At 40.2% G+C, this 25227-nt stretch carries 20 protein-coding genes; 14 read left to right on the top strand and 6 right to left on the bottom strand.

Going from position 1 to position 25227, the window contains the following annotated elements; genetic code table 11:
- The first annotated feature begins 116 nt into the window (after positions 1–116).
- From SB028_RS16900 to caiF, 4 genes are all read left to right on the top strand, one after another.
- Entirely contained in the window at positions 117–3038 is a 2922-nt protein-coding gene (locus SB028_RS16900) for a cytotoxic necrotizing factor Rho-activating domain-containing protein (protein WP_069369798.1), read from the top strand.
- Positions 3039–3428: 390 nt separating this feature from the next.
- The gene (locus tag SB028_RS16895) at positions 3429–4040 is read left to right on the top strand and encodes a lytic polysaccharide monooxygenase (protein WP_069369807.1); all 612 of its coding nucleotides are present in this window, start codon (positions 3429–3431) and stop codon (positions 4038–4040) included.
- A 295-nt stretch (positions 4041–4335) separates the two neighbouring features.
- Entirely contained in the window at positions 4336–4998 is a 663-nt protein-coding gene (gene fsa, locus SB028_RS16890; RefSeq protein WP_069369797.1) for a fructose-6-phosphate aldolase, read from the top strand.
- Positions 4999–5559: 561 nt separating this feature from the next.
- Positions 5560–5952 (top strand): carnitine metabolism transcriptional regulator CaiF, encoded by a 393-nt coding sequence (gene caiF, locus SB028_RS16885; protein WP_069369796.1) that lies wholly within the window; start codon positions 5560–5562, stop codon positions 5950–5952.
- Positions 5953–6024: 72 nt separating this feature from the next.
- On the opposite strand, the gene caiE is transcribed toward caiF, so the two are convergent.
- The 6 genes from caiE to caiT all read right to left on the bottom strand — a co-directional run bounded on the left by caiE (position 6025) and on the right by caiT (position 13138).
- Positions 6025–6618: a carnitine operon protein CaiE gene (gene caiE / locus SB028_RS16880; protein ID WP_069369795.1), complete on the bottom strand. Its 594-nt coding sequence runs from the start codon at positions 6616–6618 to the stop codon at positions 6025–6027.
- Between the two features lie 39 nt (positions 6619–6657).
- Entirely contained in the window at positions 6658–7443 is a 786-nt protein-coding gene (caiD, locus tag SB028_RS16875) for a crotonobetainyl-CoA hydratase (protein WP_069369794.1), read from the bottom strand.
- Between the two features lie 76 nt (positions 7444–7519).
- Positions 7520–9076 carry a crotonobetaine/carnitine-CoA ligase gene (gene caiC, locus SB028_RS16870; RefSeq protein ID WP_069369793.1) on the bottom strand — a complete coding sequence of 519 codons (1557 nt, stop codon included), beginning with the start codon at positions 9074–9076 and terminating at the stop codon, positions 7520–7522.
- Positions 9077–9150: 74 nt separating this feature from the next.
- The gene (caiB, locus tag SB028_RS16865; protein ID WP_069369792.1) at positions 9151–10371 is read right to left on the bottom strand and encodes an L-carnitine CoA-transferase; all 1221 of its coding nucleotides are present in this window, start codon (positions 10369–10371) and stop codon (positions 9151–9153) included.
- Between the two features lie 68 nt (positions 10372–10439).
- Positions 10440–11582, bottom strand: coding sequence for a crotonobetainyl-CoA dehydrogenase (gene caiA / locus SB028_RS16860; protein ID WP_069369791.1), 1143 nt, complete (start codon positions 11580–11582; stop codon positions 10440–10442).
- 41 nt (positions 11583–11623) lie between these two features.
- Positions 11624–13138: an L-carnitine/gamma-butyrobetaine antiporter gene (gene caiT, locus SB028_RS16855; protein WP_023582982.1), complete on the bottom strand. Its 1515-nt coding sequence runs from the start codon at positions 13136–13138 to the stop codon at positions 11624–11626.
- 600 nt (positions 13139–13738) lie between these two features.
- Between caiT and fixA the strand changes: the two genes are divergently transcribed.
- From fixA to SB028_RS16805, 10 genes are all read left to right on the top strand, one after another.
- A complete protein-coding gene (fixA, locus tag SB028_RS16850; protein ID WP_069369790.1) occupies positions 13739–14512 on the top strand; it encodes a putative electron transfer flavoprotein FixA in 774 nt (257 codons plus the stop codon).
- An 11-nt stretch (positions 14513–14523) separates the two neighbouring features.
- Complete coding sequence (locus tag SB028_RS16845; protein ID WP_069369789.1) at positions 14524–15462, top strand: FAD-binding protein; 939 nt, start codon at positions 14524–14526, stop codon at positions 15460–15462.
- A gap of 57 nt (positions 15463–15519) precedes the next feature.
- Positions 15520–16812 carry an FAD-dependent oxidoreductase FixC gene (gene fixC / locus SB028_RS16840; protein ID WP_069369788.1) on the top strand — a complete coding sequence of 431 codons (1293 nt, stop codon included), beginning with the start codon at positions 15520–15522 and terminating at the stop codon, positions 16810–16812.
- Positions 16809–17096, top strand: a complete 288-nt coding sequence (gene fixX, locus SB028_RS16835) for a ferredoxin-like protein FixX (protein ID WP_023582978.1) — start codon at positions 16809–16811, stop codon at positions 17094–17096. Before fixC ends, fixX begins: the two co-directional genes overlap by 4 nt.
- 85 nt (positions 17097–17181) lie before the next feature.
- Positions 17182–18504 carry an MFS transporter gene (locus tag SB028_RS16830; protein ID WP_069369787.1) on the top strand — a complete coding sequence of 441 codons (1323 nt, stop codon included), beginning with the start codon at positions 17182–17184 and terminating at the stop codon, positions 18502–18504.
- A gap of 470 nt (positions 18505–18974) precedes the next feature.
- The gene (locus SB028_RS16825) at positions 18975–20612 is read left to right on the top strand and encodes an AMP-binding protein (RefSeq protein ID WP_069369786.1); all 1638 of its coding nucleotides are present in this window, start codon (positions 18975–18977) and stop codon (positions 20610–20612) included.
- Positions 20613–20678: 66 nt separating this feature from the next.
- Positions 20679–21914, top strand: a complete 1236-nt coding sequence (locus SB028_RS16820) for a CaiB/BaiF CoA transferase family protein (protein ID WP_069369785.1) — start codon at positions 20679–20681, stop codon at positions 21912–21914.
- A gap of 35 nt (positions 21915–21949) precedes the next feature.
- On the top strand, positions 21950–22777 hold the full coding sequence (locus tag SB028_RS16815) for an acyl-CoA dehydratase activase (RefSeq protein WP_069369784.1): 828 nt from the start codon (positions 21950–21952) through the stop codon (positions 22775–22777).
- Positions 22774–24015, top strand: a complete 1242-nt coding sequence (locus SB028_RS16810) for a 2-hydroxyacyl-CoA dehydratase subunit D (protein WP_069369783.1) — start codon at positions 22774–22776, stop codon at positions 24013–24015. Before SB028_RS16815 ends, SB028_RS16810 begins: the two co-directional genes overlap by 4 nt.
- Positions 24015–25148, top strand: coding sequence for a 2-hydroxyacyl-CoA dehydratase subunit D (locus SB028_RS16805; RefSeq protein ID WP_069369782.1), 1134 nt, complete (start codon positions 24015–24017; stop codon positions 25146–25148). Before SB028_RS16810 ends, SB028_RS16805 begins: the two co-directional genes overlap by 1 nt.
- The last annotated feature ends 79 nt before the right edge of the window (positions 25149–25227 follow it).

Genomic DNA, 25227 nt, shown 5'->3' with positions numbered 1-25227 from the left:
ACTTAGCCTAGAAATAAATTAATAATCTATCTTCATGAAAAAATATATTTAACCGCCATTAATCATTAACGAAATAATTATTGTCGATAAAAAGAAAATTGAAAGGAATTAAAAAGATGTTAAATAAACAATTACACACAAGAACACCAACGGTGGTAGTTCTTGATAATCGGGGATCAACAATCCGTGAAATTAATTATTGCCGTCATCCTGATACGGTTAATCAAACCGATGAACGCATTACGCGCCATCACTATCATGCTCGCGGTTATTTAGAACGCAGTATTGATGCCAGACTGTATGAAGCACAACAAGCAGACTCAACTATTCAACCGAATATTCAACAAACCGTGAGTTTAGGGGGCGCGTTATCACTTTCACAAGGTGTTGATAATGGCAATAGTTTTAATATCAATGATATTGAAGGAACTATCGCACAGCAGATTAATGGAAAAGGAACGGTGACAACTTATGAATACAGTAATCAATGGTTTGAGCGTTATTTAGAACAAGTCAAAGAAGAAAAACTGGGTGAAAGCAGAATTGTCGTGGTGCAAAAACTTAAATGGGGACAAGGAAACGAGAGTGAGTTAATCGATACCAATCAAGTGGGAAAATGTATTGAACACTTTGATACTGCGGGTAAAAAAATGTATAGCCATTATTCGTTACAAGGTGCGGTAATATCAGAAACACAACAATTACATTATGGTAGTGTTATTGACTGGAATTCGAGTAGTGAAGTAAATGATATTCAACAAGCTGAAAAATTTACCACTCAATATCTTTACGACGCCACGGGTGCTGTACTAACAGAAACTGATTGTGCAGGCCATCAACGTCGTATGACTTATGATATTGCCGGTTTTGTAAAACAGACTTGGCTTACATTAAAAGGGCAGTCAGAACAGATTATTTTGAAAGCATTATCCTATTCAGCTGCGGGGCAAAAACTGCGTGAAGAACAGGGTAATGGATTAGTCATCACTTATGAATATGAGCCTGAAACGCAACGTTTGTTGCATGTTAAAACACAGCGTCCCCAAGGTCATGCATTAGGGGCGAAAATCATGCAAGATTTGCGTTATGAGTACGATCCTGTCGGTAATATTATTTGTTTGAAAAATGATGCTGAAGCGACTCGTTACTGGCGTAATCAGAAAGTGGTGCCTGAAAATCGTTATATCTATGACTCACTGTATCAATTAATCAGCGCCTCAGGCCGTGAATCTGCCAATCAAGCAACGCCCGCGTCAATACAATCTCAGCCTGTGACAATGTTAGTGAAAGATACACAAAGCTATACTAATTACACGCGGTTATACGCTTATGATAGAGGCGGAAATTTAACGCAAATTCGCCATAATTCACCGATTGCGCAACAAAGTTTTACTCAAGATATCGTTGTTTCAAATAAAACCAATCGGGCTTTATTAAAGTCCCAATGTGCAGATCCCCAAAAAGTGGATCGCTATTTTGATGAGAGTGGTAATTTAACCCAGCTTCTCAATGGTGACGCCATTATTTGGGATAAACGCAATCATTTAAAAGCCACAAATCAGGTAATAGAGAGTGGTTTTTTATATGAAGGTGAAACTTACCAATACAATAATACTGGGCAACGTGTGACGAAAATGCGGGGGCGTAAGGTTGCTCGTGGCGGATTAGAAAAAGTCACGACGCATTATTTACCGAATATTGAACAATGGGAGGTGAGCGCAAGTGCTATTACAGAGAAATATGCCGTTGTACAAATTCAAGCAGGTACGAGTGCCAAAGTCAGAGCATTGTGTTGGGAAATAGGTTCACCAAAAGGGATTGAAAATAATTCACTGCGTTATAGCTATGATAATGGTGTTGGCAACAGTGGATTAGAAACGGATGGTCAAGGGCAATTAGTTAGCTATGAAGAGTATTACCCTTATGGGGGAACGGCAATTTGGTCTAGCGAAAATGCGGTAGAAGCAGATTACAAAACCATTCGTTATTCAGGGAAAGAAAAAGATGCTACGGGCATGTATTACTACGGTTATCGTTATTATCAACCGTGGGTGGGGCGTTGGTTAAGTGCCGACCCCGCAGGTACGATTGATGGACTAAATTTATATCGTATGGTGCGTAATAATCCCGTGACATTGCATGATCCGGATGGACGAATGCCTAATAGCAGTTTCTCTCTTCTTTTCGCATCAGATGATATGAAGCTACAAAAGGGATCTATTACTCCTCTACGAAATCGTGGATTATTTGTGGGGAGTAATAGAGAGAGTTCTGAGACGACATTGCCATTCGCCATCAGTCGGTTTGATTCAGTTGATAATAATCCCGTGTTAAGAGAGTATCGTCCGGAATTATTGAAACGAGGCGGTGATTTATACCAATCAGTTCATATATTCAAAGGATCTCAGGTTTCTTCCAGTGAGTCTGGCTCTGGAACAATAGGAACTTATTGGGGGCACAAAATACTTTCTGATAATCTTACCGCTATTCAAGTTATGAGTGGTAGATCAGGTAGTGTGGGCATCAGCATCCGGTTGGATGATATTAAGGAGAAAAACCCCATTGTCATTACGTCAGGAGCTTTAAGTGGCTGTACGATGCAATACGCTGTAGATAAGGAAAAACTTTATGCAGTTCATACCGGACAAAAACCCGGAGACGATAACTGGAAAACGGGTATTCAGGGGGTGAACACAATACAACACAGCTTTAGAGCCCTGTCGGGTAAGAATTTATCGGTATCAGGAAATCATAATAATGACTTGATTGGTACATTAAGTGAGTTTGAAAGTTCGGCAATAACTTATCTTGGGAAACAAGGTACGAGGATAGATCAAGTTCAAGAAAATATCGCTGTATTTGATTATAATAATCAACATAAAGTTTCTCGTTTCGAGCCCAGAGCTGGCTATAGTTACGCTTTATTGGCTCGAGATGCTGGGAAAATCAATGTAAAAGTATTATCGGAAGATGTAATTATCAACCAGAATACCAACAAAATTACTGTTCTTGACTCAATGAAAGTTCGTTTACACTAACTCATCGTTGTTACAAGAGAACATCGTTCACGATTGTTGATTGATAGAATGTAATCTCGTTAAAATATATATCTAAAACATACAACCCAGTGAGGCAGTTTTCTTGCCTCATTTGGGTTGTTATTATCTTATCTTGATAATTTGAATGCTTTTAATAATTTATAAAATAAAGTATTAAAAAATAATTTAATTTATTATTTCAATAATAAATCATCATCTAATTAATATTAATATGGCGTTTTATTCCCGTTTTAATATTAAATAAAATCGCGATACTGCTCACAAATATTAATAAATACATATTTAATTGTCTTTTTTTGACTAATATCTAATGTGATTGATGTAATCATTATATTTAAAAATACTTATTAATAATTATGAGGTTTTATGATGAAGAAAAATAAACTTATGGTATTTACTGCAACGTTATTATTATCATCAGCGGGTTTTATTTCAACAGCGTCAGCGGATGTGACATTAAAACATGGCTATATTGATGCGCCTCCTAGTAGAGCTTTCCTTTGTTCAGCAAAAGGAGGCAAGTTAAATAAAGATTGTGGTCCTGTACAATATGAGCCTCAATCTATTGAAGGACTTAAAGGTTTCCCTGACGGTGGTCCTGCAGACGGTGAAATTGCCAGTGGTGGAAAGGCAAATTTTTCTGCTTTAAATGCACAAAGTGCTGATCGCTGGCATAAAGTAGCAATGAAAAGTGGAGAAAATACCTTTAAGTGGACATTAACTGCAAAGCATAGCACTGCATCATGGCGATTCTTTATTACCAAACCAGGTTGGGATGTGAATAAACCGCTGACCCGTGCTGACTTTGATTTAACGCCATTCTGCCAACAAGATGATAATGGAAAAATACCCACAGAAACCGTAGAATTAAATTGTAATATACCAGAGCGTTCTGGTTATCAGATTATTTTAGGTGTTTGGGATATTGCGGATACAGGTAACGCTTTTTATCAAGTTATTGATGCTGATTTTAAAAAATAATCAATTTAACTCAATAGAAAAATTATTTAATATCAATAAATATATTATACTTAATCTTATTTCTTTTTAATTATAAATAAATCCTAAATCTAAATTTTAAATGCTAAATTTAAATCAGGACTAATGTTTTTTATTAAATAGAAACTATAACTATTTATTATCGTTATTTAATTAGTAGCGCCTTTACTTGGGCGCTATTTTTATTGGATCCACTAGAAATCCCTCGCGCACAGTGTTACTTTCTACGTTATACCTATAATTATTTAGCTTAAAACAACATCATTGAGGTGCGATTATGGAAATCTATTTAGATACCGCGGATATCGAAGAAGTCAGAAAACTCTCTCAAGTTCTTCCTATTGCTGGTGTCACCACTAATCCTTCCATTATTGCTAAATCCGCACAAGATATTGAAATGCTATTGCCTGAATTAAAAGCAGCAATGGGAGGCAAAGGCCGAGTATTTGCACAGGTCATTGCCAGTGATGTCGATACCATGATTGAAGAAGCATTACGTATCGGTAATATTGCTGATAATACGGTGATTAAAATTCCCGTTACAGAAGCAGGGCTTGTTGCTATTAAACAATTAAAGCAAAAAAATATGCTGGTATTAGGCACAGCGATTTACAGTGTGTCTCAAGGATTAATGGCAGCATTAGCTGGCGCAGATTATATTGCGCCTTATGTGCATCGAATGGATAGGCAAGGCTCTGATGGCGTAAGAGTGGTAAAAGAGTTACAAACTCTCATCACCATGCATAATTTACCCACAAAAATCCTAGCGGCGAGTTTTAAAACGCCACGCCAAGTGGTCGATTGTTTATTAGCAGGCGCTTCTTCGGTGACATTACCGATTGAGCTTGCTTACTCGATTATCCGTTCACCCGTGGTGGACGATGCAGTAAATAGATTCACTGATGATTGGCAAGCGACATTTGATCGCCGTTTTTTATAATCAAACGAAGAATATGAGATTAAGTGTTATAACGTTATATAGCACTTAATTTATCTATTTAGGTATACGGAGACATTAATCTTCACTTTTACTAATGTATTAATAATTAGGTTAATATAGCTTAAAATAAACGATTATTGATTTACATCTAATAATAAGTCACCTTTCTGGCAATCTAAATTAAAATCTATTACTATAATGTTAGTCTATAAATGGATTATTAATATAATCTATTTATTTTTTATTTTGTTATTTAATGGCTTTAAAATCAATGTGATACTTTGATTTTTTTACAGTATGTTTAATATTTAATTAATTTTTTGTTTCACTCGGTTTAATTATTATTAAGTTGGATTTAATAACAAAATAATAAGTTGTGACAGGTGTGTTAATTAAAGGGTTTGGTTGTTAAAAATAAACTAAGTATTATTTTGATAAGTTTGTTAACTTCTCAAATTAACAGGGAAAACCGATACTCCGCGGTGCAATGATAATTAACATATATAGTTATTATCTTTATTTAGCGATAAATAATATTTTATTTGTGATATTGGAGTAATTATGTGTGAAGAATACATGAATAAACCACTCTATCTGTCAATTGCTGATTGGGTTCAAGAGCAAGAACGTTGGGTAAGTGCAAAAGAAATTGCAAAAAAATTCGATATTCCTCAATGCAACGCCATTAATATCGTTTCTTACATTCTTTCTGATGTAAAAGAGATTGAATGTGAAACAAAAAGTGTACCTAACCAATTAGAAGGTCGAGGCTGTCAGTGTCAACGAATGATCAAAGTCAGCCATATTGATCCTCAAGTCTACTCACGTTTAAAAGGCCATACTCAAGAAAAAAGAAGTCAAAGTGCGCCTGAAAAATTGGCGGCGATGATCCCACATGGATTGAACCATGAGCAAAAATGGCAATGGATGTTGTCAAAATCTCAGCGTCGCTAATTAAGTGGCTTCGTTCCATACTAAACAAATTTAATAGTGACGACAGGCGCTTGTAACGCCTGTCGTTGTTTATTACTGACCTTTCGGTTTTACCTCTGTTGTGCCACGTAAACGAGGGCGATTAGGTTCAGGTGCTGTTAATGGCGTGATTTCCACTAAGCTTTGGCGGCAACGAATTGCCAAGTCTTGATATTCACGCGTGTTCATACGCTTCCATTCCATGTCATTATCAGTAATATCTCGCACATGTTTTGCAGGGCTGCCTATTAGCATTTGTCTCGCTTTTCCTTGAAAGCCCGCTTTTACAAAGCTCATCGCGGCAACAATGCTTTCTTCACCAATGACGGCACCATCCATAATCACGCTATTCATACCAACTAAACTGTCACGCCCGATAATACAACTATGGAGAATGGCACCGTGCCCAATATGCCCATTTTCTCTAACAATGGTGTCCATATCGGTATAACCGTGCATGATACAACCGTCTTGAAGGTTTGCGCCTGCTTCAACAATCAAGCGCCCATAGTCGCCTCTAAGTGAGGCTAAAGGGCCGATATAAACACCTGCACCAATAATGACATCACCAATTAATACCGCAGATGGGTGGATATAGGCGGTTGGATGTACCACAGGAATAAGACCTTCAAACGCGTAGATACTCATCCGTTTTCCTCTTTGTTGTATTATCGAAATTAACGATAATTATCGGCCTTTCCATTCAGGTGCACGTTTTTCCGCAAAGGCAAGTGGTCCTTCGGTGGCATCTTCTGAATGCAAGACACTTGGATAATGTTTTAACACTCCACTGCGCATTAATTTATAACCCTCTTCAATAGAAAGCTCACTGGTGGCGCGATAAATTTCTTTTAAAGCCGCCACAGCCAGTGGCGCGCTATGAGCAATTTGATCAGCGAGTTCGCGAGCGCTATCCATTAATTCAGCGGAACTAACAACACGGTTTGCAATACCCCAACGAAGCGCTTCGTCAGCATTCATACGACGGCCTGTCATCAGCATTTCATTGACAATAGCTGGTGGTAAACGTTTAGGTAAACGCAGAACACCGCCACTATCAGGCACAATGCCTAACTGGGCTTCAGGTAAGGCAAAAGAAGCATTGTTTGAACAAATCATCATGTCGGCGGCAAGCGCTAATTCAAAGCCACCACCAAAAGCATAGCCGTTAACCGCAGCAATGACGGGTTTATCCAGATTGAAAAGCTCGGTTAAACCTGCAAAGCCACCCGCCCCAAAATCCGCATCAGGCGCTTCGCCTTCAGCCGCCGCTTTTAAATCCCATCCCGCAGAGAAAAAGCGCTCACCAGCACCTGTAATAATCGCAACACGTAAGTTGGGATCATCACGAAAACGTATAAAGACTTCACCCATTTCATGGCTGGTTTTCGCATCAATAGCATTGGCTTTTGGTCTATCTAATACAATTTCAAGTATTGAACCGCGCGTTGTTAGATGTAATGACTGGCTCATGTTGTATTCCTTTTCATCATCAAAAATAAGCATTTATGATTGAGGTTATTCATTTGTGGTTAAACCGACCTATGCTTTATTTCAAATGCTTTTTAATCACTTTTCCTGAGCAGTTACGAGGCAAGCCATCTCTAAATTCAACTTCAGAGGGGACTTTGAATTTTGCCATATTTTGCTCACAGAAATGGAAGAACGCTTCTTCACTCAAGGTTTCATTTTCAACCAGTACGACAAAGGCTTTAATCGCTTCATCACGAATATTGTCAGGTACACCAATTACAGCCACATCTTGAATTTTAGGATGTGAAGAAATGATGTTTTCAATCTCAACACAAGAGACATTCTCTCCACCGCGTTTGATCATATTGCAACTGCGATCAACGAAATAAAAAAAGCCTTCATCGTCACGATAACCATAATCGCCAGTATGCAACCAACCATCAGGCTCTAATGCTTTTGCGGTTGCATCAGGTCGGTTGTAATACTCTTTAAAAATAGTTTTTCCTGGCTCGCCTTTTACGCAGATCTCACCAACTACGCCATCAGGAACTTCATTGTTTTGTTTGTCTCTGATTTGGGCTTGATAGCAAAAACCGGGTCTACCAATTGATGGCCAGCGCCGTTTATCGCCAGGTCTGTCACCAATTAAGCCAACAATGGTTTCTGTCATGCCATAAGAGGTGAATAATCGCACGTTAAAGCGTTCAAGGAAGGCATCTTTTTCTTCATCGGCAAGATTGAGATAAAACATCACTTCACGTAATTTATGCTGCTTTTCTTCTGATGAAATAGGTTGCGCCATTAAGGTTCTCATCATCATTGGAATACATTCCGCTACCGTTGCTTGGTATTTAAGGATCTGTTTCCAAAAGGCTCTGGCACTGTATTTCTCTAACAATACAAAGGTGGCACCCACAGAAAATGCGGCGAGTGATGCGGTGCATTGGCAGTCAATATGAAAAGCAGGCATTACAGTAAGATAAACGTCATCTTCGCGTAATGCGTTTTGCCATGATGAGTAGTAACCTGCAAAGCGTAGGTTATAGTGAGTGATAACGACACCTTTGGGTTGAGACGTCGTTCCGGAGGTAAAAAGAATTTCAGCAGTATCATCTACACTTAATGGTGTGTAATGATTGAGCATAACAGGGTGCTTGGCTTTCTCTTTTAAAAAGTCGATAACGCCTTTTTCAGCAGGGAGGCTGTTTTCTGTGATTAAAAACAGCTGCGTTAAAGGGCATTGTTCATCCTGCAACATAGGTTGGTAAATCGGATAAAAATTATCACGAGTTACGACGTAATGCGCTTGGCAGTGATTGATTATCCATGCGCTCTCTTCATACATAAAGCGTGCATTAATGGGCACCATCACAGCACCAATTTTTGCCAAGCCAAACCAGCAAAAGAAAAACTCAGGACAGTTATCAAGATGTAAAGCAACATGGTCGCCTTTTTTTATGCCACTAGCATGAAAAAGATTTGCGGTTCTATTTATCTCTTCATTTAATTCACTGTAGCTAAATTGCCTTACTTGTCCTTGTGCGGATTCAAAAATTAGCGCTGTTTTTGTGCCATAAACCTCAGCCAAATCATCCCACATTTGACGTAAGTTTTGTTTGCCAATCACATCCATTAAACTGTTACCCTATTCTTTTGCTGTCAATTCAGACGTGTTTTATATCTATATAACGTCTGAACTTCACAGTGTTACTTTACGATTTTGGCCAGTCCTTTATCGACCAGCCCCCTGATTTGTTCGTCGCTATAACCGATATTTTTCAAAATCGCATCAGTGTCCATGCCGTGAGATGGCATTCCTCGCCAGATTTTTCCCGGATTATTTTTAAATTTCGGCATCACATTTGGCCCTTTGCAGGTTTCGCCATTCATGGTTTGCCATTCGGTGATCGATTCACGCGCGATATATTGCGGATTGCCTTCAAGCTCAGGAATAGTCAGCACTTTGGCGCTGGCAATATTGAGTTCTGAAAGGCGTTTAAGGACTTTAGTGAGAGGTTGTTTTGCTAACCACTCATCTAACTTGTCTTCAAATAATTGGCCATGAGGGCAATTAATACGGTGAATAAGTTGAGTACCTTCAGGTACTTCAGGTGTACCAAGCAGATGAGCAAGACCAATATCTTTGAAAATTTCTTCAATTTGAGTGATACCGACAACTTCCATCACGATATAACCATCTTGGCAACGGTAAAGCCCACAGCCTGCGTAATACGGATCTTTCCCTTTGGTCATACGAGGGCAAATTTCGCCACCATTGAAATAATCCATCATGAAGTATTGCCCCATACGCAACATCACTTCATACATGGCAATATCAATACTTTCGCCTTTACCTGTTTGTTGAACTTTATACAGTGCCGCGAGTGCGGAAGTCGTTGCTGTCATTCCTGAAAAATAGTCCGCGGTATAAGGAAAAGCGGGCATTGGCTGATCTTTGTCACCGTTTTGAATAAGGTAACCACTGAAAGCCTGAGCAATCGTGTTGTAGGCTGGTAAGTTGGTGTATTGCGGATCACCGTATTGACCAAAACCTGATAAATGCGCAATAACCAATTTAGGGTTGTGTTCCCACAATACTTCATCAGTAATACCACGGCGTGCGAAGGCTGGGCCTTTGCTGGCTTCGATAAAGATATCGGTTGTTTCCATTAATTTTAGGAATGCATCACGACCTTCATCTTTAAAAATATTGAGTGAAAGAGCATGTAAGTTACGGCGAGAAAGTTGAGGGTAGTGAGGTTGAACGCGAATGGTGTCAGCCCATGCAACGTTTTCAATCCAAATCACTTCCGCTCCCCATTCTGCGAACATTTGTCCTGCGAATGGCCCTGCAATTTCAATTCCTGAAAACACAACACGCACCCCTGAGAGTGGGCCGAATTGTGGCATTGGTAAATGTTCTGTCATAGCGTCACCTCGTAAGTGGTCAGAGTGAACACTCTCCCACCTCATGATGAGAGAGTCTTCGTGATTAATTAGCGATACTGTTTAAGTACTGAACGTCCTAATGTCAGGATCTGCATTTCATCAGAGCCACCAGAGACACGATCAACACGAAGGTCACGCCAGAAACGAGAAATACGGTGTTCGCCAGCAATACCGACACCACCAAGTACTTGCATTGCACTATCAACGACTTCAAATGCCGCATTTGCACAGAAATATTTACACATAGCGGCATCGCCAGAAGTAATTAAGTTGTTGTCACTCTTCCATGCAGTTTCATATAACATGTTGCGCATTGAATTGAGTTTGATCGCCATATGAGCGAATTTTTCTTGAATAAGTTGGAAACGGCCGATAGCTTCGCCAAATTGCACACGTTGATTGGCGTAACGCGCTGCATCTTCAAAGGCACACATTGCTGTACCGTAGTTAGTGAGCGCCACTAAGAAACGTTCGTGATCGAACTCTTCTTTTACACGATTAAAGCCGTTACCTTCACGACCAAACATGTCTTTTTCTTCAAGTTCAACGTTATCGAAAGTGATTTCACAGCAGCTATCCATACGTAAACCCAGTTTTTCTAACTTGTTGACTTTGATGCCGGGTTTGCTCATATCCACAAACCATTCAGTAAAGATAGGTTTATCTGGAGATGCGGAGTCACGGCTCATCACAACAACGTAAGGGGTATAGGCACTACTGGTGATAAAACATTTGCTACCATTGAGATAAACTTTGCCATTTTTACGGGTATAAGTTGTTTGTAAGCTACCTACGTCTGAGCCTGCACCGGGTTCTGTGATAGCAGAGTTCCACATCTGTTTACCTGTACCACGGAACGCCATAATTTTGTCAATTTGCTCTTGCGTTCCTTCACGCAAGACGGTGTTAAATCCCCCTGGTAATTGATAAAGCACGTAAGTTGGCGCACCTAAGCGACCTAATTCCATCCAGATTGCAGCAACAGTCACAAAACCCGCATTTAAACCACCGTGCTCTTCAGGGATAAGCAGATTGTCAATTTCCATATCCGCTAAGGCTTTGACAAAACGTTCTGGGTATTTACTTTCGCGATCACACTGTGCGAAATAAGCTTCCCAGTTTTCACTTGCCATTAATTCGCGGACACCGTCAACAAACAGTTCCTGCTCATCATTCAATCTAAAATCCATGTTAATAACCTCTTAATATGTCATTCTTTGCGTATAGCGGATCAGTCTTTCCAATGTACTTTGGCATCTTTAATAAAGGACAAGGTGACCATGATATTGACGAAAAATAGTGGGCATCCTCCAGCGATAATGGCAGTTTGAATGGGTTTTAAACCACCAAGAGCTAGCAGAATGATGCCGATAATACCGACCAGCACAGACCAGCCGATGCGGACTAATAAAGGTGGCTCAGAGCCTTCTTTCATCGAGCGACAAGTGGACATTGCCAGTGTGTAAGAACAGGCGTTAATTAAGGTGACGGTGGCAATAAAGCAGAGGATAAAGAAGCCCCACATTGTCGCGGTGCTTAACGGTAATGCCGCCCATGTTTCGATGATTGCGCGAGGCACACCATACTGTTCAATCAGTTGTGGAATGTTGAGAATGTTTTGGTCAATGAGTTGTAAAGTGTTACCACCCAGGATTGTCCAAATTAACCAAGTCCCTGCGGTTAAACCTGACACCATCCCTAAACACAATTCACGGACAGTACGGCCTTTAGAGATACGTGCTAAGAAAATACTCATTTGAATGGCGTAGATAACCCACCATGCCCAATAGAAGACAGTCCAACCTTGAGGGAATCCGCCCTTACCGATAGGGTCTGTATAAAACAGCATACGAGGCATATACATCATCAATGTACCGACAGAGTCGGTGAAGTAATTGACGATAAAGCTCGCACCCCCGACGATAAATACCCAACCTAGCATTAAGAAACTAAGGTAAGTACGCACATCACTGGCAATTTTTACCCCTTTTTGCAGACCAAATGCCACGCAAATTGCGTTAAGCAAAATCCAGCAAGAGATAATAATGGCGTCTAATTGCAGGGTATGAGGAATACCAAATAAGTATTGAATACATTCCGTCACAAGCGGTGTGGCTAACCCGAGGCTTGTACCCATTGCTAAAATCAGAGCAACTAAATAGAAGTTATCAACAATGGTACCGAATAAACCATTAACGTGTTTTTCACCGATTAATGGGGTTAAGGTACTACTTGGACGGATCACTTCCATTTTGCGAACAAAGAAGAAGTAAGCGAATGCAACAGAAAGGAAACTATATGTTGCCCAAGGTAAAGGTCCCCAGTGGAACAAGCTGTAAGCAAGGCCAATTTCTTTCGCTTGGGTTGAGTAAGCTTCCATCCCAAAAGGTGGGCTTGAAATGTAGTAGTATATTTCAATTGATCCCCAAAAGAGGACGGCGGCGGATGTACAAGACGCAAACATCATAAAGATCCAGCTTGCGGTACTAAACTCAGGTTTATCTTCCCCTAGGCGTTTATTGGCATAACGACCGAAGACTAACCAAAACCAACCTCCGAACATAATGACCATATACCATTCGAAGGCCCAGCCCCAGACATTGGTAACATAGCTGAATACGGCATTAATCACTTCATTTGAAGCGTCAAGATCACGTACCGTTAGCCAGCATAAAATACCAACAATGATTAATGGCGGAAAAAAAACCTTCGGTTCTATTCCTGCCTTTTTATTATCTTTGCTCATAGGTAAATTTTCCAAATATATTTAACGCAGAAGTTTAAGTAGTGTTAATTCCTAATATCTAATAAAACTTGTAAGTTTATTTATAAGTATTTCGTCTATTGGCGTTTCATCATAATAGAAAAATAAAGTTATTGGCTAATTCACAAACCAATTAATGATGATGAATAATGGATATTATAAAAAATCCATTCTGTTATTCACTTCACACTATTCTTTTTGTCGATTTTATGTTACGTTTTATAACGTTTTCTTTTCATTCTAACTTATTGATAATTAACTTTATCTCGTTGTATGTAATCGGGTTGTTATATTCTGTCTTTCAATATTGTTGATCTTGGTGGCAATATTGAACGTTAAATACCATTATATTTATTATCTTCAATATTGTTGATCGAGGTAGCAATATTGAAAGTTGTTCACTTTAATTAAAACTAATTTCAATATTGGTGATATGTTTAGCAATATTGAAACCTATCCATTCTTTATTTATCTATGTTCAATATTGGTGACCTAGGTTTAATTTTTTCATCTCTTAATTGTGTTAATTCTATATTACATTGCCAGAGTAAATGACATTATTTATTAATTTCAGGAGATGTAATGAATATTATTACATGTTACAAAAGTGTTCCCGATGAGCAGGATATTACGGTCAATAGCGCAGATAATTCGCTGGATTTTTCCCGCGCTAACACCAAAATCAGCCAATATGATTTAAATGCGATTGAAGCCGCTAATCAGCTTAAGACGCAACTTGATGGTATTCAAATCACGGCAATGAGTGTTGGCGGTAAAGCCCTGACAAATGCGAAAGCGCGTAAAGATGTTCTTTCTCGTGGTGCTGATGAATTAGTGGTTGTCGTTGATGATCAATTTGAAGCTTCTTTACCTTATCAAACAGCGGTTGCACTGGCAGCGGCTGCGACTAAAAAAGGTTATGATTTAATTCTTTGTGGTGATGGCTCTGCGGATCTGAGCTCACAACAAGTTAGCTTGCTGGTGGGGGAATTCTTAAATATTCCTGCAATCAATGGCGTTAACAAAATAGTTTCTATTTCTAATGATTCAATTACGGTTGAGCGTGAATTAGAAACGGAAATTGAAACACTAACCATTCCATTACCTGCTGTTATCGCGGTATCTACCGATATAAATATACCTCAAATTCCTTCGATGAAAGCTATTCTTGGTGCCGCCAAGAAACCTGTTCAGCAATGGAGTGTCACCGATCTTGGTTTGGATGTGATTACTGCACGTTCAGAGCAAAAAGTGGCTGCGCCGAAACAGAAAGTTCGTCAACGCATCATCATTGAAGGTGATGGCGATGATCAGATTGCTGAGTTGGCAGAACATTTACGTAAAATTCTTAAGTAATAGGGGGAGTTATGAGCCAGTTTTCAACTGTTTGGGTATTTAGTGATGCACTTTCCCGTTTACCAGAATTAATGGGTGGCGCTTCTTCATTAGGACAATCTATCAATGTATTTACATTGAATGATGAACAAAGTGTGGCTGCTTTTAAATTAGGTGCAACCGACGTTTTTCAATTAGAAGGTAAACCTGATGATCGCATTATTGAAGACTATGCACAAAGCATGGTTGAAACCATCAAACAAAAAGGTGATGCAGGTTTAGTGCTACTGCCTAATACACGTCGCGGAAAATTAATCGCAGCACGTTTAGGTCATCGTTTAGAAGCGGTTGTTTCTAACGACGCACAATCTTTAAATGCAGAAGGAGAGGCATTAGTCACCAAACATATGGTTTACGGTGGTTTAGCTTTTGGCGATGAAACGCTGAAAACGCCTTACTGTGTTGTCACTGCAAGTGTGGGCGCTTTTGATATTGCACCAGAAACTGAGGCGACGGGTAGTGCACAAAAAGTCGCATGGATTGCCCCAGCTCAAGGCATTGTTCGCAATTCGATTCAACCACGCGCTATCAATGCAGTTGATTTAGACAAAGCACGTTTTGTTGTCAGCGTGGGTCGCGGTATCGGCAGTAAAGAAAATATCGCCCTTGCAGAAGACTTAGCGAAAACCATTGGTGCTGAAATCGCCTGTTCTCGTCCTGTTGCTGAAAATGAGAAGTGGATGGAACACGAGCGTTATGTCGGTATTTCTAACCTAATGCTGAAACCTGAACTCTATTTAGCTGCGGGTATTTCAGGACAAATTCAACATATGGTCGGCGCTAATGGTGCACAAACTATTGTTGCTATTAATAAAGACAAAAATGCACCTATCTTTCAATTCGCTGATTACGGCATTGTCGGTGATTTAATGAAAATTTTACCTGCATTAACTCGTCAATTATCTAACTGATTTATTTAAGCAGAGAAGGCGACTTCTCTGCTGTTTATCGCAAATTCTGGAGATGTTATGTCCGATTCCGAAGATATTTTCGATGCCATTATTGTTGGCGCAGGATTAGCAGGATCTGTGGCTGCACTTGTTTTGGCAAGGGAAGGTGCACAAGTATTGCTAATAGAAAGAGGTAACTACGCTGGCGGGAAAAATGTAACCGGTGGTCGTATGTATGCACATACTCTTGAACGCATCATTCCTGAGTTTGCGCAAGAAGCGCCTGTTGAACGCGTTATTACTCACGAAAAATTGTCATTTATGACTGAAACAGGCGCAATGACAATTGATTACCAAAATACGGAAGGAAAGGATCCCAAAACGGCGTCTTGGTCTGTATTACGTGGTGAGTTTGACCAATGGCTAATGGAACAAGCCGAAAATGCGGGTGCGCAATGTATTACAGGGATCCGTGTTGACAAACTCGTTGAACGTGATGGAAAAATTGTCGGTGTTGAGGCCGATGGTGATGTGTTAGAAGCGAAAGCGGTGATCCTCGCCGATGGTGTGAACTCTATCTTGGCTGAACAGCTAGGTATGACGAAACGTGTTGCGGCTGAAAATGTGGCTGTGGGCGTAAAAGAGATCATCGAACTGCCTGAAAGTGTCATTAAAGATCGTTTCAACCTAAAAGATAACGAAGGTGCGGCTTGGTTATTTGCAGGTTCGCCTACTGATGGGCTTATGGGCGGTGGTTTTTTATATACCAATAAAACCACGCTTTCTTTAGGTCTTGTTTGCGGGCTTCACCATATTAAAGACGCTAAAAAATCCGTCCCCCAAATGCTGGAAGATTTTAAACAGCATCCCGTTGTTGCTCCGCTAATTGAAGGCGGAAAAATGGTGGAATACGGCGCACACGTTGTTCCTGAAGCTGGATTAAGAATGCAAAACGAATTAGTACGCGATGGTGTATTGATTGCGGGTGATGCCGCAGGGATGTGTATGAACCTTGGCTTTACTATTCGTGGCATGGATTTAGCGATGGCATCAGGTGAAGCTGCTGCAAAAACCGTGCTATCGGCAATGGAGAAAAATGATTTTAGCAAACAAACGCTCAATGAATATCTCAAACATTTAGAAGCCGGTCCGTTACGCGATATGAAAGCCTATCAACGTATGCCTGATTTACTTGATAACCCTCGTATGTTCACCGCTTACCCTGAAATGGTGGTTGGTATTGCAAAAGATCTCTTTACCGTAACCGGTGAAGCGCCAGTACCAATGCGTAAAACCATGATGCGTCATACCAAAAAAGTAGGTTGGATGAATCTGATTAAAGATGGGATCAAAGGAGTAAAAGCAATATGAGTTCTCCCGTAAATGTCGATGTCAAATTAGGCATCAATAAATTTAATGTCGATGAGGAAAATCCACATATCGTCGTTAAAGAGCAACCTGATATGCAGGTATTGGAAACCTTAGTCAAAGCTTGTCCTGCCGGTCTTTATAAAAAACAAGAAGATGGCACCATCAGTTTTGATTATGCAGGGTGCTTAGAGTGTGGAACTTGTCGAATTCTTGGTTTAGATAGTGCGCTTGAAAAATGGGAATACCCACGCGGAACGTTTGGCGTGGAATATCGTTACGGATGATGTATCGCTACTTTTCTCCCAGTGCTGCTCCGGCCTGGGAGCTTTTCTTTTTTGTTTTATTTAGAAAAAATACCAGGACACAGTCATGCAACCCAGAAACTTTGATGATATTCGTTTTACCTCTGTACATCGTCGGGTGATGTTATGGGGGAGTGGCGGCCCTTTTCTTGATGGCTATGTATTAGTGATTATCGGTGTGGCGTTAGAGCAACTCACACCATTATTACAACTCGATACACGATGGATTGGTCTACTTGGTGCTGCAACATTAGCAGGGCTTTTTATTGGTACATCCCTCTTTGGTTATATTTGTGACAAAGTGGGTCGCCGAAAAATGTTTCTTATCGATATTGTCGCCATCGCTCTTATCTCTATTGCAACGATGTTTGTTTCAACGCCAGTAGGGTTGTTAGTGATGCGATTTCTTATTGGTATTGTGATTGGGGCTGACTATCCTATCGCGACTTCGATGATCACTGAGTTTTCCAATAAAAAACAACGTGCTTTTGCCGTCGGTTTTATTGCTGCAATGTGGTATATCGGGGCGACTTGTGCCAACTTAGTCGGTTATCTTTTATATGATGTTGTAGATGGCTGGCGTTGGATGTTGGGCAGTGCTTTTATTCCTTGTGTAATTATTTTAATTGGTCGTTTTGATTTACCTGAATCTCCGCTTTGGTTAATACGCAAAGGGCGTATTAAAGAGTGTAATGAGATGATGATAAAACTCTTTGGTGAACCCGTGGTATTTGAAGCAGAAGATGCCAAGACAACGCGTTTTATCGAGTTATTTAATAAACGCCACTTCTCTTTTGTTCTATTTGTTGCGGTGATTTGGACTTGCCAAGTTATCCCCATGTTTGCCATTTATACCTTTGGCCCACAAATCGTTGGTTTATTAGGATGGGATGCAGGAAGAAGTGCGGCACTGGGTAATGTGGTGATCAGCCTGTTTTTTATGTTTGGGTGTATTCCCGCAATGTTTTGGTTAAACCAAACAGGACGACGTCCCTTATTGATTGGTAGTTTTGGAATGATGACATTGGCATTATTGGTACTCGGTATTTTTCCTGCTCTACCTATCTTATTTGTTATTTTAGCCTTTGCGACTTATGCGTTCTTTTCTGGCGGTCCCGGAATTTTACAATGGCTCTATCCTAACGAATTGTTTCCGACAGATATTCGAGCTTCGGCAGTGGGCATTATTATGTCAATCAGCCGTATTGGTACCGTTATCTCAACCTGTGCGCTTCCTGCCTTTATTGCCACTTATGGCATTAGTACTACGATGCTGGTGGGGGCGGCGATCTCCTTATTCGGTATGATCGTTTCAATCTTGTTTGCACCAGAAACGAAAGGATTAACACTCAACCAAACTTCAACGATGCCAATGCGTCGGAGTAAATAATCCCTTTTATTGATCATGAATAAAATAAGTTAAGTGAGTTACATTACTTTTATTTACAAGTTATAAAATTTAATCATTATTGTATTTATTTTATATTATTTTTATTTAAATTATTACGTTAATATATATTGATAAGGATTTTTTATATTTTTAAATAATCTGTATATATTTATCTTAAAAAAAGAGAGTGGTGTTGTTTTCTTATTTAAATAAAACACCGCTCTCTTTTTTTATTAATAATAACACCTTTATAACGCCTTGGTTTCAATTTTATCTTATTGTTATTAATTACACTTCAATTACAAATTATATTTAACCCACCAAATCTAGACCTTAATCACAAATCTCTCTTAGATTATTCAAATGACGAAAAACAGTTCGTTATTTACCAAGAATGAATCATTTCCCCTACCCAGAATAAGGTCATTACAGACGTAAACATCAGCAAAAAAGCGGTTGAGTAGGTATTTATGACCTTATTAGAAATGACAGTTAAAGAATGTCTAAACAATGTAGTGAAGCAATATGCGTCACAAACGGCCTTAATTGAAAACCAAAGTAAAAAGACACTTTCTTGGCAACAATTACAACAAGAAGTCGAGAGTGTTGCGCGTGGTTTTTTAGCCATGGGTTTAACAAAAGGTGACCGTTTAGGGATTTGGTCTGCTAATAGTAAAGAATGGATAATTTGTTTTCTTGCTGCTGCTCAAATTGGTGTTCCTGTTGTTTGTATTAACTTTCATTTTAAAAAAAGAGAGTTATTCGATTTATGTCGATTAACGGGAATTAAAGCACTCTGCTTTTCTGATGGTTTTAAAAGCAATCATTTTATTGAGGTGATTAATTGTCTTTCTAAAAAAGCATCAAAAAATAAAGACGTATTGCCTCAATTATTTATTAGCATGGGAAATCAACAAGCAGAAAAAAGTGTTTCTTTATCTCAATTAAAAGAAATTAGCCAAAAAATATCAGATAAAGAATATCAACATGCTGTTGAACAAGTTAGCGTAAAAGATTTGCTGACTATTCAAATGACCTCTGGCAGTACAGCAATGCCTAAAGGTGTCATGTTAAGCCAATATAATGTCATTAATAATGCCATGCTGTCAGCACAGCGCTTAGGTGTTACGTATGACGATGTGATTTGTCTTGCGGTTCCGCTATTCCACTGCTTTGGACTCTCTTCTTGTCTCTTTTTTGCGTTAACAACAGGGTGCCAACTTGTTCTTCTTGATAATTACAATGCTGAAGATGTGTTAAAAGCCGTCCAACATCATCGTTGCACCATTATGCATGGTGTACCGACCATTTTTAGTCGTTTAATGAAGCATGAACAATTTTCTCACTATGATTTATCGAGTCTTGATAAAGGCATTATTGCAGGAGCAAGTTTTCCGCCTGCGTTAATCGATGACATTGAAACGATCCTCGGTATGAAAGGGATCACCGTCTCTTATGGTCAAACAGAAGCTTCACCTTGTTGCACGCAAACTCTTCCTAATGATGCTTTAGAGATAAAACGTCATTCTATTGGTAAGCCTTTACCTTTTGTTGAAATGAAAATTATTAATCCGAAAACAGGTAAACCTGTGCCAGTAGGCAGTTTAGGTGAGATTTGCACGCGTGGCTTTCATGTGATGATGGGCTATGACAATGCGCCAGACAAAACCAAAGAAGCGTTAGACGAAGAGGGTTGGTTACACACGGGAGATATCGGCTGTATCGATGAACAAGGAAATTATCACTATGCCTATCGTATAAAAGAGATTGTGGTACGTGGTGGTGAAAATATTAGCCTGTGTGAAATAGAAGATGCCATTGCTGAATATGCGGGTGTTGATGCGACAAAAGCATTTGGGATCCCTTCAGCCGATTTAGGTGAAGAAGTGATTGCCACTATTTGTGTGCAAAAAGGCCACAGCATTGATGAAAGTGAATTACGTGAATTTCTACAAGAGCGACTGGCTCGCTACAAAATCCCCAAAGAACTCCATTTCTTTACTGAATTTCCTCATACCCCTTGCGGAAAAATTGATGTGCAAGCGCTGAAATCTCAACTGGGTTATCGCGTTTCAATCAAGGATGAAAAAACCAAAGTAGCGGGTTAAGTGACAACGGATTTATCCATATTCTGACAACAGCAGTATGAAGTCTAAAAATAATTAGGAGAAAAAATGACAAGTCATAAAGCACTGGAAGGCGTCACAGTAGTTGAGTTGGCGACCTTTATCGCAGTACCTGCAGCGGGGCGTATTTTAGCTGACATGGGTGCGAACGTAATCAAAATCGAATCTCCAAATGGCGATAATTTACGCTATACCGCACCAACAGAAGGCCGTCCATTAGATCAACATGAAAACACCAGTTTTGATTTAGAAAATGCCAATAAACGTGGGATTGTGTTAAATACGAAAACAGAAGCAGGGAAAAAAATCCTGTTTGAATTGTTAGAAAAAGCGGACATTTTCTTAACTAACTGGCGTCCTGGCGCAAGAGAGCGTGCGGGCTTAGATTATGAAACGTTAAAACAACGTTTCCCAAAATTAGTTTACGCCAGTGTGACAGGGTATGGCGATGAAGGCCCAGATAAAGACTTACCCGGCTTTGACTACACCGCATTCTTTGCCCGTGGTGGTATTTTAGGTTCTCTGTACCAAAAAGGCACCGTGCCGATGAACGTGATCCCCGGTCTTGGCGATCACCAGTGTGCATTAGGCTTGGTTTCAGGTGTGTTAGCCGCTTATATCCGAGCTAAAAATATTGGTCAAGGTGAGTATGTTTCAACAAACTTACTGCATACCTCTATTTACACCCAAGCGATTATGATCCAAGCGGCGCAATATCCAGATTATGGTCAAGCTTATCCTATTGATCGCCGTACAACCACCAGCCCATTTATTCTGGCTTATAAAACGAAAGATGATCGTTTTATTCAAGTCTGCATGCCCGTTTACGATGCTTATTATCCAACCTTTATTTCGTGTATTGGTCGTCCTGATTTAGCTGAGGATGCCCGCTATACACGTCTACAAGAAGTCGCAAAAAATAATCGTTCTCCTGAATTGTATGATCTGATTTGGCAACAAGTTGAGCAAAAAACAGCGTCAGAGTGGGCGGATATTTTCACCAAAAACGATATCCCATTCAGCATTGCACAAACTTGGGAAGAAGTGTTGGAAGATAAACAAGCTTGGGCAATCAACACCTTCTACAACATGAAATACAAAAATGGCAGTGAAAAAGCCTTAGTTCGTCCACCGATTGATTTCTTAGAAAGTGGTTTACCTGAATATCGCCGTGGTCCTTTGTTAGGCGAAGACACGCCATCTGTATTAGCTGAATTAGGGTATAGCGCTGAAGAGATAGCAAACCTTGAAGCCAATAAAGATGTGATGACGTGGAAAGAATAATCCGCTTACTTTTTTAATTTCAGGAGAGCAAAGGCATGCAACAAGACATTTTCACAATGGGCGTTGATATCGGATCGTCTGCATCAAAATGCGTCATCATGAAAAATGGTGATGCTATTGTCGCGAAATCGTTGGCATCAGTCGGTGCTGGGACATCTGGACCTGAAAAAGCGATCAGTGAAGTGTTACACCAGTTTGGTGGCGATCTCAGTCAGATCAGTTGGATCTGCGCAACAGGATATGGCCGTAATTCTCTGAAAGAAGCCAACAAAGAGGTGAGTGAACTTAGCTGTCATGCGAAAGGCGCGCACTTTCTTTTTCCGGGTGTGAAAACGGTGATTGATATTGGTGGCCAAGACGTTAAAGCACTTCATATGGATGGTGCAGGCCGTTTATTAAACTTTGTGATGAATGACAAATGCGCCGCGGGTACAGGACGCTTTTTAGATGTGATGTCGCGAGTATTAGAAACCAAGATTTCCGATCTCGCTCAAGAGGGTGCTAAGTCCACTAAAAAAGTCACAATTAGCTCAACTTGTACCGTGTTCTCTGAATCGGAAGTGATCTCCCATCTCGCGAATAACGAAACAATACCCGATGTCATTAATGGCATTCACCGCTCTGTGGCTAGCCGTATTGCGGGTCTTGCCAAACGAGTCGGTGTGGAAGCCCCTGTGGTTATGACAGGTGGTGTCGCCAGTAATTTTGAAGTTGTTCGTTATGTTAGCGAAGAGCTGAACGTCCCTATCGCCACCTCACCATTATCACAATACAACGGGGCGATAGGTGCCGCCATTTATGCCTTTGAAGCGTACCGCCATCAACGGGAAGACGATGCGTTAACAATAGGAACATCAAAATGAGCAATGTAGATATGAATGCGCCGGATTATATTCCAGCCAAAAAACGACTGCAAAAAATCGCTGCTGATGCTTATCAGCGTGCGTGGGATGCGAAAAACAGTGGTGAAAAAATAGGGTGGTGTGCTTCTAACTTCCCTCAAGAAATTGCTGAAACATTAGGTTTATGTGTGGTTTATCCTGAAAACCAAGCTGCTGCAATTGCCGCAAAAGGTGCAGGGTTAAAAATGTGTGAGCATGCAGAAAGCATGGGATATTCCAACGATATCTGTGCTTATGCTCGTATCAGCCTTTCTTATATGGATATTAAACAGTGTGAAGAGATGGATATGCCACAGCCAGATTTCTTACTGTGCTGTAACAACATCTGTAACTGTATGATCAAATGGTATGAAAATATCGCTTATGAGTTGAATATCCCGATGATCCTTATCGATATTCCTTATAAAAATGACTACGACACCGATGATGTCACGGTGAAATATGTTCAAGCGCAATTTGATGATGCCATCAAACAACTCGAAAAAGTCACAGGCAAGGTGTTCTCAGAAGAGAAATTTAAAGAAGTCTGTGAGATCTCACAACGTACAGGGCGAGCATGGTTAAAAGCGGCAGAATATTGCCAATATGAGCCGTCTCCAATGAATGGTTTTGATCTGTTTAATCACATGGCTGTTGCTGTTTGTGCGCGCGGAAAATTAGAAGCCGCACTGGCTTTTGAACAACTGTGTGAAGAGATGGAACAAAATATCAAAGAGAAAAAATCAACTTACCGCGGTGAAGAAAAATACCGTGTTCTCTTTGAAGGTATTGCGTGCTGGCCTTATTTACGAGCCACATCGACGCCGTTAAAAGAGCAGGGTATCAACGTGACTGCCACGGTTTATGCCACTGCGTTTGGTGTGATTTATCAAAACAGTGACGAGATGATGCGTGCTTACTCTTACGTCCCTAACTGTGTCTCTGTTGAGCGTGCTGCTGATATGCGTATTAACGTGAGCCGTCAGAATAAAGTTGATGGTGCGATTATTCACGTTAACCGTAGTTGCAAGCTCTGGAGTGGCATTATGCCTGAAATTGAGCGCCGTATTCGTCATGAACTTAAGATCCCTACTGTGACTTTTGATGGCGACCAAGCTGATCCTCGTGTTTTCTCTGAAGCGCAGTATGTCACCCGTGTTGAAGCATTGACTGAAATTATGGCTGCTAACAAAGCAGAAATGAAAAAGGGAGACATCTAATGAAAACATTAACGGAGTTGTTTGATGAGTTACAAGCCGTGGTGGATAACCCTGTTGCTCAATTAGAGGGTTTTATTCGTCGTGGTAAAAAGGTTGTTGGCTGCTTCCCTGAATATACACCAAATGAAATTGTCTATGCGGCGGGTATGGTGCCTTTTGGTATTTGGGGCGCAGAAGGACGTGAGATCTCAGAAGCGAAGAAATATTTTCCTCCTTTCTATTGTGCGTTAGTGCTGTCTTCTCTTGAGATGGGATTGGATGGTGCGCTGAATAAACTGTCAGCAGCCTTAATTCCTTCTCTTTGTGACACCTTAAAATGCTTAGGGCAAAACTGGAAAGCGGGTGTACCACAAGTGCCTTTTATTCAATTGGTACACCCACAGAACCGTAAAACCCCAGCAGGTATTGCTTTCTTAACCGAACAATACAAAAAAATTGCACTGCAATTAGGGGAAATTTCAGGTCAGCCGGTGACAGACGATGGATTGAAAAGAGCCATCCATCTGTTTAATCAGCGCCGTCGCGCATTACGCGAGTTTTCAGATATCGCGGCACTTCATCCAAATTTAGTCACACCACAACGTCGTAATACCGTGATCAAAAGTGGTTATTTTATGGATGTTGTTGAACATACAAAAGCCGTTGAAGCCATTGTCGCACAATGCAAAAGCTTGTCTCTAGAACCTTGGAAAGGGCACAAGATTGTGGTTACAGGCATTATTGCGGATAGCCCTTCTATTCTACAAATTTTGGCTGATAACAAAATGGCAATTGTGGCGGATGAAGTCGCTCATGAATCCCGTCAATTCCGCCAAGATATTCCTGAAAATAATTCACCTTATGAAGCAATGGCAGAGCAAATTGCTCAGCTAGAAGGGTGCTCATTGCTGTATGACCCAGAGAAAAAACGCGGTCGTTTAATTGCCGATATGGTGAAAAAGACGGGCGCTGATGGTGTCGTCTATTTACTGACGAAGTTCTGTGATCCTGAAGAATTTGATGCCCCTATTGTGAAGAAATTTCTCGATAGAGAAGGCATTCCTTCCATCATTATCGAAATAGACCAGCAAACTAAAACATATGAACAGGCAAGAACGGCGCTGCAAACTTTTGCAGATGTGCTTTCTGCTTAACAACGTTAATTAATAGTCACAAAAGACCTGCGTGATTTACGCAGGTCAATTGAACCCTAACACCGATAAGTGGGGCAAT

The sequence above is a fragment of the Proteus vulgaris genome (assembly GCF_033708015.1).
Taxonomy (GTDB): Bacteria; Pseudomonadota; Gammaproteobacteria; order Enterobacterales; family Enterobacteriaceae; genus Proteus.
The sequence above is the reverse complement of the archived record's forward strand: the minus strand, read 5'-3'. Positions and strand labels throughout refer to the sequence as shown.

Excerpts from the sequence above, each read along its gene's own strand:
- SB028_RS16830 (WP_069369787.1), top strand. The coding sequence starts at position 17,182 with ATGCAACCCAGAAACTTTGATGATATTCGTTTTACCTCTGTACATCGT.
- fsa (WP_069369797.1), top strand. The coding sequence starts at position 4,336 with ATGGAAATCTATTTAGATACCGCGGATATCGAAGAAGTCAGAAAACTC.
- caiF (WP_069369796.1), top strand. The coding sequence starts at position 5,560 with ATGTGTGAAGAATACATGAATAAACCACTCTATCTGTCAATTGCTGAT.
- caiA (WP_069369791.1), bottom strand. The coding sequence starts at position 11,582 with ATGGATTTTAGATTGAATGATGAGCAGGAACTGTTTGTTGACGGTGTC.
- caiE (WP_069369795.1), bottom strand. The coding sequence starts at position 6,618 with ATGAGTATCTACGCGTTTGAAGGTCTTATTCCTGTGGTACATCCAACC.
- SB028_RS16845 (WP_069369789.1), top strand. The coding sequence starts at position 14,524 with ATGAGCCAGTTTTCAACTGTTTGGGTATTTAGTGATGCACTTTCCCGT.
- SB028_RS16810 (WP_069369783.1), top strand. The coding sequence starts at position 22,774 with ATGAGCAATGTAGATATGAATGCGCCGGATTATATTCCAGCCAAAAAA.
- caiB (WP_069369792.1), bottom strand. The coding sequence starts at position 10,371 with ATGACAGAACATTTACCAATGCCACAATTCGGCCCACTCTCAGGGGTG.
- SB028_RS16900 (WP_069369798.1), top strand. The coding sequence starts at position 117 with ATGTTAAATAAACAATTACACACAAGAACACCAACGGTGGTAGTTCTT.
- SB028_RS16895 (WP_069369807.1), top strand. The coding sequence starts at position 3,429 with ATGAAGAAAAATAAACTTATGGTATTTACTGCAACGTTATTATTATCA.
- caiC (WP_069369793.1), bottom strand. The coding sequence starts at position 9,076 with ATGGATGTGATTGGCAAACAAAACTTACGTCAAATGTGGGATGATTTG.
- caiT (WP_023582982.1), bottom strand. The coding sequence starts at position 13,138 with ATGAGCAAAGATAATAAAAAGGCAGGAATAGAACCGAAGGTTTTTTTT.
- fixX (WP_023582978.1), top strand. The coding sequence starts at position 16,809 with ATGAGTTCTCCCGTAAATGTCGATGTCAAATTAGGCATCAATAAATTT.
- caiD (WP_069369794.1), bottom strand. The coding sequence starts at position 7,443 with ATGAGCCAGTCATTACATCTAACAACGCGCGGTTCAATACTTGAAATT.
- SB028_RS16825 (WP_069369786.1), top strand. The coding sequence starts at position 18,975 with ATGACCTTATTAGAAATGACAGTTAAAGAATGTCTAAACAATGTAGTG.
- SB028_RS16815 (WP_069369784.1), top strand. The coding sequence starts at position 21,950 with ATGCAACAAGACATTTTCACAATGGGCGTTGATATCGGATCGTCTGCA.
- SB028_RS16805 (WP_069369782.1), top strand. The coding sequence starts at position 24,015 with ATGAAAACATTAACGGAGTTGTTTGATGAGTTACAAGCCGTGGTGGAT.
- fixA (WP_069369790.1), top strand. The coding sequence starts at position 13,739 with ATGAATATTATTACATGTTACAAAAGTGTTCCCGATGAGCAGGATATT.
- fixC (WP_069369788.1), top strand. The coding sequence starts at position 15,520 with ATGTCCGATTCCGAAGATATTTTCGATGCCATTATTGTTGGCGCAGGA.
- SB028_RS16820 (WP_069369785.1), top strand. The coding sequence starts at position 20,679 with ATGACAAGTCATAAAGCACTGGAAGGCGTCACAGTAGTTGAGTTGGCG.